Origin of the sequence: Rummeliibacillus sp. SL167 (genome assembly GCF_007896505.1) — a bacterium.
Classification (GTDB): domain Bacteria; phylum Bacillota; class Bacilli; order Bacillales_A; family Planococcaceae; genus Rummeliibacillus; species Rummeliibacillus suwonensis.
In genome coordinates, this window is the sequence record NZ_VCBM01000001.1 from 1076037 (window position 1) to 1088618 (window position 12582).

At 35.3% G+C, this 12582-nt stretch carries 10 protein-coding genes; 3 read left to right on the top strand and 7 right to left on the bottom strand.

What is annotated here, in order from left to right; translation table 11 throughout:
- Positions 1-161 precede the first annotated feature (161 nt).
- On the bottom strand, positions 162-2153 hold the full coding sequence (locus FEZ13_RS04855) for a methyl-accepting chemotaxis protein (RefSeq protein ID WP_186725768.1): 1992 nt from the start codon (positions 2151-2153) through the stop codon (positions 162-164).
- A gap of 347 nt (positions 2154-2500) precedes the next feature.
- On the opposite strand from FEZ13_RS04855, the gene FEZ13_RS04860 reads away from it, so the two are divergent.
- Positions 2501-3682, top strand: a complete 1182-nt coding sequence (locus FEZ13_RS04860) for an aminotransferase class I/II-fold pyridoxal phosphate-dependent enzyme (RefSeq protein ID WP_146551679.1) — start codon at positions 2501-2503, stop codon at positions 3680-3682.
- 411 nt (positions 3683-4093) lie between these two features.
- On the opposite strand, the gene FEZ13_RS04865 is transcribed toward FEZ13_RS04860, so the two are convergent.
- The 6 genes from FEZ13_RS04865 to FEZ13_RS04890 all read right to left on the bottom strand — a co-directional run bounded on the left by FEZ13_RS04865 (position 4094) and on the right by FEZ13_RS04890 (position 10743).
- Positions 4094-5233: an acetylornithine transaminase gene (locus FEZ13_RS04865; RefSeq protein ID WP_146548823.1), complete on the bottom strand. Its 1140-nt coding sequence runs from the start codon at positions 5231-5233 to the stop codon at positions 4094-4096.
- Positions 5230-6009: an acetylglutamate kinase gene (argB, locus tag FEZ13_RS04870; protein WP_146551680.1), complete on the bottom strand. Its 780-nt coding sequence runs from the start codon at positions 6007-6009 to the stop codon at positions 5230-5232. The genes FEZ13_RS04865 and argB overlap by 4 nt, the downstream gene beginning before the upstream one ends.
- Entirely contained in the window at positions 5972-7198 is a 1227-nt protein-coding gene (argJ, locus tag FEZ13_RS04875; RefSeq protein ID WP_186725769.1) for a bifunctional glutamate N-acetyltransferase/amino-acid acetyltransferase ArgJ, read from the bottom strand. Before argJ ends, argB begins: the two co-directional genes overlap by 38 nt.
- Positions 7199-7211: 13 nt before the next feature.
- Entirely contained in the window at positions 7212-8246 is a 1035-nt protein-coding gene (argC, locus tag FEZ13_RS04880; RefSeq protein WP_146551681.1) for an N-acetyl-gamma-glutamyl-phosphate reductase, read from the bottom strand.
- A gap of 274 nt (positions 8247-8520) precedes the next feature.
- Positions 8521-9729 (bottom strand): AI-2E family transporter, encoded by a 1209-nt coding sequence (locus FEZ13_RS04885; protein WP_146551682.1) that lies wholly within the window; start codon positions 9727-9729, stop codon positions 8521-8523.
- Between the two features lie 69 nt (positions 9730-9798).
- The gene (locus tag FEZ13_RS04890; protein WP_146551683.1) at positions 9799-10743 is read right to left on the bottom strand and encodes an LCP family protein; all 945 of its coding nucleotides are present in this window, start codon (positions 10741-10743) and stop codon (positions 9799-9801) included.
- 89 nt (positions 10744-10832) lie between these two features.
- Between FEZ13_RS04890 and msrA the strand changes: the two genes are divergently transcribed.
- Together msrA and FEZ13_RS04900 are read left to right on the top strand one after the other, a co-directional pair.
- Positions 10833-11396, top strand: a complete 564-nt coding sequence (gene msrA, locus FEZ13_RS04895; RefSeq protein WP_146551684.1) for a peptide-methionine (S)-S-oxide reductase MsrA — start codon at positions 10833-10835, stop codon at positions 11394-11396.
- A 200-nt stretch (positions 11397-11596) separates the two neighbouring features.
- Positions 11597-12502, top strand: coding sequence for an AEC family transporter (locus tag FEZ13_RS04900; protein ID WP_146548829.1), 906 nt, complete (start codon positions 11597-11599; stop codon positions 12500-12502).
- The last annotated feature ends 80 nt before the right edge of the window (positions 12503-12582 follow it).

Below are 12582 nucleotides of genomic sequence, written 5' to 3' on the forward strand. Positions count from 1 at the left end.
AATAGGTTTATCATGCTGGGAGGTCCTGAAAATTTTATGAGTTGTTTTGATTACAGGCTCGCGCAAAGCATCTATTACATATACATAAAGATAAAAATGGGTAGCACAAACCACAATCGTGGTGTTGCGCTATCCATTGTAGTGAATTTTTACACTAATCTTCAATCAATCTTCGAATCTGTATTAAATTTTTTGATGGCAGTAGAAAGTTCGTCACTTAAAAGCGTTAAGTTTTCAGAAGATGTCGAAACCGCTTCTACTGCATTTAATTGTTCTGTTGATGAAGCACTAACTTCTTCACATGCAGCCGCCGTTTCTTCTGAAGTTGCTGCGATATGTTGGATCAGTTCCACTACTTCATCTTTAAAATTCGTTACTTTCAGCACATCATCAGAAATTTCTTTAATCGAATTATCAAGACGTTGAATCAGTTTAGAAATGCCATGGAATGCCTCACTTGTCGTTTCAACCACTTCATTTTGACTTTGGAAGGCTTTTTTCGTTTCTAGCATCTGCTCTGTAACTTGATTTGATTCTTCTTGTAAAGCATTAACTGTTTCACGTACTTCTTCTGTAGCCTTAGCAGATTGCTCAGCTAATTTTCTTACTTCATCTGCCACAACTGCAAAGCCTTTTCCATGTTCTCCAGCTCTTGCCGCTTCAATGCTTGCGTTCAATGCTAGAAGATTCGTCTGATTCGAAATTTCCATAATGATCTTCATGACATTATTGATAGAACTAATTTTATTTTCTAAAGAAGAAATCATATTTGCCATTTCTGACATACTATTGCCCCATCCAGAGAAAGTAGTTTGTAAATGATTGAATTGCTTTTGCCCACCTTTATTCACTCGATGTGCTTCCTCAGCAACTTCTTTCATAGCAATCGATTTTGAGTGAATTTCATTAATTTGATTACTCAAGGCTTGTGCATGTTCCCCTGCAGTTTCTGCACGTCCTGCGGAACTACTTGCCCCTTTAGCAATTTCAGTCATAGCTGCTGTTACTTCCTGACTTGATGCACTTGTTTCTTCTGCCAATGTATTTAATTTTGTAGAGTTTTCGTTTACTTGATGAGAAGATTTTTTAACAACTTGAATGATTGAACTCATATTTTCAGCCATTTTATTAAAATCATGTGACAGTTGTCCAATTTCATTTTTTCCATTATAGGTTGAACGAACCGTTAAATCTCCATTAGCCATTTTTCCCATTAAAGTCCTAAGTGCTTCTATTGGCTTTGTAATTCTAGCAATCAAGAATACTAAAGCTACAAATAAGATCACTAATAAGATAGCTGACATTAGGAAAAAAATATTCCGAATATCCTTTGAAGTTTGATAGATTTGGTTTTCATCATAGACCGCAGCAATTTTCCAGTTTAAATTTGGCAATGTATCATAAATCGTTATATACGTTTTGTCTTTTTCATCTGTGCGGACAACGCCACTGTTTTTATGGCTTCCTAACATATCCTTTACATATGAGTAATTCGATAAATCTTTACCAAATTTTGTTGGATGAGCAATCGCGGTTCCGTTGTTTCCTATAATAATGGGAAAACCGTGATATCCTAATTCACGTTTTGAAATTTCTTTTGATAAATTTGATAATAAAATATCCGTTCCTACAACACCAATCACTTTTCCATCTTTCACGACAGCTTTTGCTGCGGTGATTGCATATGATTTAGTAGCTTGATCGATATATGGGGTAGTCCAATAAACCTTATCTGGATTATTGTATGCATTTTTATACCAATCTCGAGAAGTAGGATCAAAATCCTTCCCTAAATCAACTTTTGGTAAAATATCGAGATGTCGATTTGTTTGCGCATAATAAACAGAGGAAGCTGAAGTATATATGGACAAAAAGTCGTTAAACTTCGTACTCACTTCTTTGGCTGAAGAAGATCCTTTATAATTGAGAACTTCAGATGATTTTGAAAACTGAATAATGCCTTTTTCATAACTTCCAAGATAGTTTTCGATGGAAGAAGACATTTCCGTAACAAACACTTGACTTTGCGCTTTTAAATTAGCACTTGTTTTATGATTGACCGTATAAGTACTTACAGCATTCAATAAAAGAACCCCAATTACAACAAGCGCTATAACAGTACTTATTATTTTCCATTTTATTGTTTTTCCCATGGTTTTCTGTCCCTTCCACATACATTAAAACAAAAGTACAAATTGACTATCCCAATAGAAAAATAGTCATATGACTTAAGTTCATCACTAAGTATAACAAATTATGTATTAAAAGTTCATAAAATATTTACAAAAATCTAGTAATTTAAAAAATATTTTTTTGAATCCATTTCATACGCCTGATATTTTATGATGGCCGACTTTCTAGATTATAAAATTAAGCCTTATTATAGAAAGCCTTTTCCTTTATGATTATTCAGAAAAAATTTTAATTTACCCTGTTGTATAATAGATAACTATGGTAGAATATTTGTTATATTAAATTTCAATCTAAGGAGTGCTTACTAGTGAAAATCGAACGATCAAAGAAAATGGCTATGTTTCCAAAAGCAATATTCGGAGATTTAAAAGCCGCCGCCAATCGTAAAGCAGCTACAGGTACAAAGCTGATCGATTTGAGTCTTGGTAGCCCCGATCTACCACCAGATGAAAAAGTGCGTACAGAACTTTCAAAACAAGCAGCTTTGGCAAGTTCATACGGTTATACTTTAGGCGGAACAACAAAATTCTACAAAGCTGTTGCCAATTATTATAAACGCCGCAGCAATGTTGATTTAGATCCCGAAACGGAAATTATTCAAACAATGGGTTCTCAAGAAGGATTAGTTCATGTCCCTATGGCCTTTTGTAACCCAGGGGATTATGTATTAACAACTAATCCCGCCTATGTAGCCTATGATGCCGGTATTCACTTAGCCGAAGCGATTCCTTATTATATGCCTTTATTAGAAGAAAACTCTTTTTTACCAGACCTTGATGCAATACCTGCTGAAATCGCTGAAAAAGCGAAAATGATGATTTTAAATTTACCTGGAAATCCCGTTCCTGCAATGCCTTCAATAGATTTTTTCACTCAAGTTGTAGCATTTGCAAAAAAATACAATATTATCGTGCTTCATGATGCTGCCTATTCAGAATTCTATTTTGATGGTGGGCACCCAATGAGTTTCTTATCAACACCAGGTGCAAAAGAAGTAGGAATGGAAATCAATTCACTTTCCAAAAGTTTCAGTTTAGCAGGCGCTCGTATCGCATATATTGCTGGTAATGCTGAAATGGTTTCTATTATTCAAGAACTAAAATCGAATCTTGACTATGGTACGTATAGACCTATTCAAGATGCAGCTTGTGTAGCTTTAGACAATGCTGAAGAAATTACAGATCGTTTACGTGCAGTCTTTACAAAACGTCACCGTATTTTAGTAGATGGACTAAAGAAGATCGGCTGGACTGTTACCCCTTCAAATGGTGGTATGTTCGTTTTTGCAAAATATCCTAACCAAGAATTGAATGATATCGATTTTGTCTATGAAGCAATTGAAAAAACAGGTGTCGTGATGGTTCCGGGCTCCATTTTTGGTGAAGCAGGGAAAAACTATGTTCGTCTTGCGCTAGTTCAAGATGAAACCCTACTTGAAGAGGCTGTAGAACGCTTGGGAAAGCTTTCTAAAATAAAAGTTGGTATTTAAACGAAAACTCCAAACCAATGAATTGAGAAATGCGTAACTGTTTAAAAAATTCTGTTCTATAAAGTGAAAACTCACCCAGTATGATTTTCTTCATCTTATTGGGTGGCAATTGAATCAGTTAAGTTTTTACAAACGTTTATCCTCTCCGTTTACGCTCTGCTTTTGCTTGTATCATGATAAAGGATCAAATAGGCTTCGACTAGTTAATAAAAAATCTGCTCATTCTGTACATGAGAATGAGCAGATTTTTTTACTCTATATGAAAAGAAGAAGATCATCATAATTTATAACAAAATAAAAAGTGCTTCCAAATAAGAGAAAAGGTACCCGTTCCTTTTCTTTTTTAGAAGCACATTAAAAGAGGTTATTTGCTGTGAATAGCGGTTCTCGGAGCGCCTTAATTCACGATGATTATTTTGATGTAGTGACTGGAATGGAAGCTTGTAAAATTTCAACCGCTTGATCTAATTCATCATAGCTTACTGTAAGAGGTGGCAATAAACGCATAACTTTCTCTCCAGCTGGAACAAGCAATAATCCGTTCTTGTCTGCTATTTCAACTAACTTTGATGAATTTTCGCAAGTAATCCCTAGCAATAAGCCCATTCCCCTTACTTCAACTGTAGGTGGTAAGGCTGCCTTTAATTTTTCTTTAAAGTATTGTGATTTATCCTGAACTGTTTTTAAAAATTTCTCTGTGAAAATTTCATTTACAACAGCTGTTGCTACTGCCATTGCTAACGGATTTCCACCAAATGTCGTACCATGAGTTCCTGGACCAAAGCTATCATATAATTCTGCTGTTCCAAGCATAGCTCCAATTGGGAAACCGCCTGCCAATCCCTTTGCAAGTGTCACAATATCTGGTTTTAATGCGGTTTGCTCATAGGCATAAGCAGTTCCTGTACGCCCAATCCCTGTTTGTACTTCATCTACAATGCATAGAATGCCTTTTTCATCACAGATTTTTTGAATAGCTTCAGCAAATTCTGGTGTGATGACGTGAACTCCCCCTTCGCCTTGTACGACTTCTAACATAATAGCGGCAGTTTCATCATCCACTGTTGCACGTAAACTTTCAACATCGTTAAAAGGAATATAGCTGAATTTCTCTACAATTGGTCCAAATCCATTATGTACTTTATCTTGACCAGTTGCTGACATGGCACCAAAAGTTCGACCATGGAAAGAATCCAAACAAGTAATAATCTTATGTTTACCTGTATGCTTTCTGGCTAATTTGATCGCTGCTTCATTTGCTTCTGTCCCACTATTACAGAAAAAGGCATATGACAGATGTGTATTCTTTACTAATTTTTCTGCTAATTGCTCTTGATATGGACTCTCAAATAAATTGGATATATGCCAAAGTAATTCACTTTGATGTTTGATCGCATCAACCAAAATTGGATTTGCATGACCTAAACTTAATACAGCGATGCCGCTTGTGAAATCTAAATAAGATTTACCGTTCTTGTCCCATACTTTTGTTCCAAGACCTTTTACAAGTTGGATAGGCCTTCTTTTGTAATTGTCAAATAATGCACTCATAACAGTACTCCTTCTTTTGAAATTTTTGTTCCTTCAAAATGTTGATTGACAATATGAATAGCTGGAATCCCCGCCTCTAAACATTCAATAGCTGCTTGCACTTTTGGGATCATTCCACCATAGATATCTTCCGATTGAATCCATTGTCGGATTTTCTCAGGATTTACTTCTTTTTGCATTTTATCATTAATTTTAATACCAGCAGTGTCAGTTACTAGTAACAATGCGTCCGCATCGAGAGCTAATGCAAGTTCACTTGCCACCGTATCACCATTGATATTCAGCGGAATTCCTTCCTCTGTAGCGCCAAAACACGCAATAACAGGGAGTTTTCCTTCTTCTAAGTATTTTTGAATCGTTTCATGATGAACATTTTTGATCTTTCCTACATATCCATAAGTCGATTTGTCGAGAAAATCACTTTCAAAAATAGTTCCATCTATTCCATTTAAACCTATTGATTGAATACCCGAAGCGTTTAGTTCATTCGTTAAAAGTGGATTAACTTGATCAACAAGTGCTTGCTGCACAATTCCAACTGCTTCTTTTGAAGTAAAACGAATACCATTTACAGTCTTATAAGCAATGTTGCTATCCTGTAATGCCGCATTGATCGCTGGACCACCACCATGAACGATGATAATTTCATCACCTTTCGCTAAGTGATTCTTTAATGTGGAAAAAAATGATGGATCAAGACCTGCCAACATACTTCCACCCAGTTTGATGACTAATTTTTTATGATCTGTATGTGGCATTGATTTGGACATAGTCATATGTTAAATCACACCCCCATGCAGTTCCCTTACCATCACCAATTCCCATATCAACTGCGATTTTCACTTCGTTTTCCTTCAAATATTCAGTTAATTGATCATTTAAAAATGGAATAGGCTCACCAAATTCTACAACTGGAATTTCACCGATGTGAATTTTAATGGTTTCTGGGTCCACTGTCATACCACTATACCCAACTGCGCAAATGATTCTACCCCAGTTGGCATCACAGCCAAAGACAGCGGTTTTCACCAAGGAGGATCCTACAACTGTTTTGGCAATTTGTAATGCTTCCACATCTGTTTTGGCTCCTGTCACGTTGACCTCGATTAACTTTGTTGCACCTTCCCCATCTTTGGCAATCATTTTAGATAAGTCTTCACATGCAGCCTTGAAGGCTTCTGTAAAGACATTCCAATCTGGATGATTGGGTGTTAACTCATTGTTGCCTGCCAAGCCATTTGCCAACACAAGCACTGTATCATTGGTAGATGTATCCCCATCAACTGTGATCGCATTAAAAGTTTTTTCAGTAGTATCCGCAAGTAATGCTTGTAATGTTTCATGACTAATATTAGCATCTGTTGTGATATAGGCTAGCATTGTTGCCATGTTTGGTTTAATCATACCAGATCCTTTTGCGACTCCTGCAATGATCACTTCTTTACCATCTATTGTTAGATTATAGGCTGTATGCTTCGTGGCTGTATCTGTCGTAAGGATCGCTTGTGAAAAGTCTAATGCGTCTTCCAGTTGAGAACCCACTTCGATTTTTTCAATCCCTGCTTTGACGATATCCATTGGCATTAATTTACCAATAACACCTGTTGAACAGATACCTACTAAATCTTGTGCAATGCCTAATTTTTTGGCTGTTAACTTTTGCATTGTATAAGCATCATCTGCACCTTGTGATCCTGTACATGCATTTGCATTTCCAGAATTCACAATGATTGCTTGCATTTTTCCTGTATTTTGAACTACGTCTTTGGATAATAATATTGGTGCAGCTTTGATAACATTGGTTGTAAATACACCTGCTACATTCGCAGGGACCTCACTCACTAATAACGCTAAATCTTTCTTTTTATGTTTAAGGCCACAATGGATGCCTGCTGCTTTATATCCTTTTGGCGAAATAATATTATGACTTGCACTTCTCTTTAATTTATCTGAAACGGTCACCATGCGTTTCTCCCCCCTAAATCCAAATTGGAATTTGTGTTAAACCTGTTGTTTCTTCTAAACCAAACATGACATTCATATTTTGAATGGCCTGACCTGCAGCACCTTTGACTAAATTGTCGATAACAGAAATGATCGTGGCACGTCCTGTACGTTCATCCACATTTATATGAATATCACAATAATTTGTTCCTCTAACTTGACTAGTACTAACCTTTGAAGTGTTTTCAATAATTCGAATAAATGGATTTCGATCGTATTTATTATGTAGACTTTGTAGAAGATCGTCCTTTGATACGCCTTCTTTTAACTTTGCATAACTAGTCGCCATAATACCGCGATTCATCGGTACCAAATGTGTTGAAAAAGTAATTGGGCTATCTTTATGAGCAAACATTGCCATTGCTTGTTCAATCTCCGGAATGTGTTGATGTTGATTGATTTTGTAAATGGCTGTGCTATCGTTTGCTTCACAAAAATGGTTGTTGGCATTTGGCTTATTTCCTGCCCCACTTATACCACTTTTGGCATCAATTATAAGATTTTCTGAATCGATCAGATCATCATGTAATAGTGGTAATAATGACAATAAAACAGCCGTTGGATAACAGCCCGGATTGGCAATCAAATTTGCTTTCTCGATTTCTTTACGATTCCATTCAGTTAATCCATAAATACTTTTATCAATAAATGGTTGTGGAGCTGAAGGCAGCTTATACCATTTTTCATAATCTTCTGTATTCTTGATTCGGAAATCTCCTGAAAGATCAATTACTTTTATATGTTCAGTAAGGACTTCTGGAATTAGCTTACTTGATACACCTGATGGAGTACTTGTAAAAATGACGTCTAACTTTTGCAATGCTTCAGGTTCAATTTTTTGTAATGGCTGATCGATTAGTCTTCGGAGATGTGTATATTTATTCGAAAATGAAATGCCATCCTCTGATGAAGAGAAGAGATGGATTTTTTCAATTTCTGAATGATTATACAAAAACCTTAATAATTCTAGACCACCATACCCTGTTGCTCCAATTATACCAACCTGCATTGCTCTCACCTCTTGTATATGATGTTACTATTATATGTTTGGATATTTATAAAGTCAATTGTATTTTTATTATTTATTAATTTTTTTAAAATAGAATGCTTTAGAATCTAAATTTAAAAAGAAAAACATCCTGATGGCTTTTGTAACCATCAGAATGTTCTTTTTCAATTGGTTTATTCGTAAAAACACTTTAAACTGGGAAGTTGCATTCAAAATGATGCATGTCTTAGAAATGTCAAATGTGACTTTTGACGAAGAGCCTTTCAATTTCACATTAATCTTCTTTTTTCCAATCTTCCAACTCATACTCCAAAGCTTTATCATCTGTATACCTATTATAACGTTTTTTAAATAAATAAAATAAATGTGTGACTAAAACTTTTAAAACTGCATAACCAGGGATTCCTAGAATAACTCCTGGAACACCAAATATAGAACCAGCTGTTAATAGGACAAAAATAATCGTGATCGGATGTACATGCAGTGATTTCCCCATTATTTGAGGTGAAATGAATTTTCCTTCCACAAACTGTACGATTGTCCATACGACCACAAGCTTTAATAACATAAGCGGTGCATTCACAATCGCAATAATCGCTGCAGGTGTAACGGCTATGATTGGTCCAAGATAAGGCACAACACTTGTGACCATTGCAAGTACCCCTAAAACAACCGCATAATCTAATCCAATGATTAAAAAACCTATTGTCACCATGATTCCAATGCAAATAGCAACCAAAATTTGGCCTTGTATATAACTACTAATTTGATGATCAGCTTTGTGCAATACATAAGCAGTATCATCTCTCATGCGTGGTGGAAGAAGGTTTAATGCGTATTTAGGTAACTTTTCTCCATCTTTTAAAAGGTAAAACAAGATAAATGGTACTGTAACAATCGCTACAATTATACCTGTAAGGGTAGAAATAAAACCCGTAATCCCTGATGCGATTCCAGTTCCCAATCCTTTGGCAGCACCTTTAACTGTACTATTCAACTGATTCGAAATATTATTTAATACTTGATTTAAATTGAAATTATACTTAGCTAAAGTTTCACCAAAACTTGAAGTTTCTATTAGATTCTGCACAGAATGAACAACTTGCATAAAATAATTAGGAAATTCTTGTATCAGGTTCATAAATTGCTCTTTTAAAAACGGGAAGATAAGTGTCACGAACAAAGAGATAATCCCAATCCCAGCAATATAAATAATAAGTATTGCCCAGATCTTAGGAATTTTCCATTTCATCAATAAATGCAATACTGGTCTTAGTAAATAATACAAAATCAATGCTAGAATAACTGGTAAAACAACGGTTCTCAAAAAAACGATAATTGGATAAAAGATAAAGGAAATTTTGTCATAAACAAAAATAATACATCCCACTAATAATAATGTAATTAACCCAAACAACAAATTTTTGCCACCCAGAAACTGGATAAACCTTGTTGTAAAGAATGATCTTTTTTCTGGTTGCAATGAATTTCCCCCTCTTTTATACTAAAAAATCTTCTGAATCTATCTTACTATTGCCATTATACTCCCCTATTACGGATTAGAACCAAGAAATTTCTCTAACGCTTTTTTATTTTGATCCACATTAATATCAAGTACCGAACCGGCCTGTGGATAGTATCCATAATTATAGCTATGTTCAACAGGAATCGTTAGACGATGAATAGAAAGATTTCCTTCCTTTATAGCCGTAAACAGATAGCCTAATTCTTGACTATTGGTCATATCAGTTTGTACATAGCCTTGAATTGCCCCTAAAAGCTTCGGATAATTTTTAAAATTGCTTGGTGACAATGCCTCTTTTTTTAAGGCTTCTAGCGCTTTTTGTTGTCGATCCACACGTCCAAAATCTCCAAGATTATCATGGCGGAAACGTGCAAAGCCTAACAACTCTTTCCCATTAAGTTTTTGTTTTCCTTTTTTCAAGCTAACACCAATGTTTTGTGACATATCGTGATCGACATAGACTTCTACCCCATTTGGTGCAATGATATCCACTAGTTTTTCAAAGCTTTTAAAGTCAATCAATGCATAATGGTTTATTTCAACATCAAATGTGTTTTGCAATGTATCTTTTAATAACTGCACGCCATCTAAATAATAGGCCGTGTTGAGCTTATATGATTGATAACCAGGGATATTTGCGTAAATATCACGCATGAAAGAAACCATTTTAATATCATTCGTATCTTTGTCCCAAGATACTAAAATCATAGAATCTGTTCGAGATTTCTTTTCACCCCTAGAGTCTACACCTAATAGTAAGATATTCTCTATATTCGACTTTGTTTGTGTATCACCTTTAAATTGTTCTGTTTTTTGAACAGTGTTAGATGCTAGTTTTTGGCCTTCTTTATATTGAGTATATGAGTAAATAATAGCCGTAATTGCCAGTAGAATAAGTATAGTAAAGAAGACACGTCCTTTTCTTAACTTTCTTTTTTTCTTACGGACATATGAATGACGACTTTCGTCCATATGAATTTCTCCCTTCAACACTTCTTTTTTTCTAAGAAGTTATCGTGTAAACTACATAATAGTTGTAGAAACTATTCTACGCAAGTAAAATGGACAAAATAGACTTAAGGAGGTCAACTAAATTGACAGAAACAACTCTTTCAACTGCTACATTTGCTGGTGGATGCTTTTGGTGTATGGTCAAACCATTTGTCGAATGGGATGGTATCCATAGTGTCACCTCTGGTTATATGGGCGGACATTTAAAAAATCCTACATATGAAGACGTAAAAAAAGGCACCTCAGGTCATGTAGAAGTTGTCCAAATCCTATTCGATGAAAAAGTTTTCCCATATGAAAAATTATTGGATCTCTTCTGGCAACAAATCGATCCCACTGATGATGGTGGCCAATTCCAAGATCGTGGCAGCAATTATCGAGCAGCTATCTTCTATCATTCTAAACAACAAAAATTGGTAGCCGAAAAGTCTAAACAAAATCTAGCTAACAGCGGTCGATTCAAGAAGCCTATTGTTACAGAAATCCGAGCCGCTACAGCTTTCTATCCAGCAGAAGGTTATCATCAAGATTTTTATAAAAAGAACCCTGAACACTATAAGCAAGATCGTGCTGCATCTGGGAGAGATGAGTTTATACAAAAAAATTGGAAGTAGTAAAACACAAATAACCTATTCGATTTGAATCAAACAAAGCTATATTCGATTCATATGTATAGACGCTTGATAGATGAATAAGATGCATTAAAAGGAGCATAACCTAAAACCTATTTTTATTCATTTTTTTGCAAAAATACTTGCCATTCTTTCGAAACATGAAATAATAAAAATAGAAAATGATATAAGGAGGGAAATCGTTGGATTTGTTTTTCATTATTTTGCCCGTATTAATCGTGTTTTTGATCGGTTATATCGGACAAAGAATCATCGATTTTGACATTAAAACGATTTCTACAGTTTCGTTGTATTTAATGTCACCTTTTCTTGCTTTTCGTACATTCTATACAACTGCATTAACAATGGATTATTTATACATATGTTTGTTCGCAATCCTTTTAATTATTGTTTTATTTATCATTACATGGATTTGGGCTCGTTTTTTAAAGGCGGAGCGTTCTGAAGTTTCAGCAATGATGCTTGGTGCGGTCTTTATGAACAGCGGTAATTATGGCGCACCAGTCGTATTATTTGCGCTTGGCTCTCCAGGATTTCATATTGCTGTCATCATTATGGTATTGCATTCATTGTTTATGAACTCATTGGGTATTTTCTTTGCAGCCATTGGAGGAAAAGGAAAAGCAACGGTCAAACAAGCGTTCAAAAATGTCCTTCATATGCCAGTATTACATGCTTCCATCATTGGGATATTCCTTCAGCTCATTCATGTGCATGTCCCAAAGCCAGTGATGAATGGGGTTGATTTAGTAGCTGATGCTTCTATTCCTCTTGTTATGCTTGTATTAGGAATGCAACTTGCAGCTATTTCCAAAACGCGTGTTAAATATCGTTTTGTCACAGCGGTAAGTATTATTCGTATTATTTTATCGCCACTCGCAGCAGTAGCCATTCTTTGGTTTATGCCACTTAGTGATTTGATTAAATCCGTTTTAATTATCCAAGCAGCTATGCCTGCAGCGGCAAACACAACTATGCTCGCTTTACAATTTGATACAGAACCAGATTTAGTGTCTTTCACAACATTCGTTACGACTATTATTAGTATTTTTAGCATTCCAATCGTCATGCATTTTATAGGGATTTAAAATGGATATTTTCTAAAAAGAGAAGATGTTATCGATCCTATTAAGGATTTATATCGAATTTTATCCCATTCTCCAATCAA

What these genes read in the sequence shown, in the direction of transcription:
- FEZ13_RS04855 (WP_186725768.1), bottom strand. Translation starts at nt 2,153, where the DNA reads ATGGGAAAAACAATAAAATGGAAAATAATAAGTACTGTTATAGCGCTT.
- FEZ13_RS04865 (WP_146548823.1), bottom strand. Translation starts at nt 5,233, where the DNA reads ATGAGTGCATTATTTGACAATTACAAAAGAAGGCCTATCCAACTTGTA.
- argB (WP_146551680.1), bottom strand. Translation starts at nt 6,009, where the DNA reads ATGACTATGTCCAAATCAATGCCACATACAGATCATAAAAAATTAGTC.
- argJ (WP_186725769.1), bottom strand. Translation starts at nt 7,198, where the DNA reads ATGGTGACCGTTTCAGATAAATTAAAGAGAAGTGCAAGTCATAATATT.
- argC (WP_146551681.1), bottom strand. Translation starts at nt 8,246, where the DNA reads ATGCAGGTTGGTATAATTGGAGCAACAGGGTATGGTGGTCTAGAATTA.
- FEZ13_RS04890 (WP_146551683.1), bottom strand. Translation starts at nt 10,743, where the DNA reads ATGGACGAAAGTCGTCATTCATATGTCCGTAAGAAAAAAAGAAAGTTA.
- msrA (WP_146551684.1), top strand. Translation starts at nt 10,833, where the DNA reads ATGGACAAAATAGACTTAAGGAGGTCAACTAAATTGACAGAAACAACT.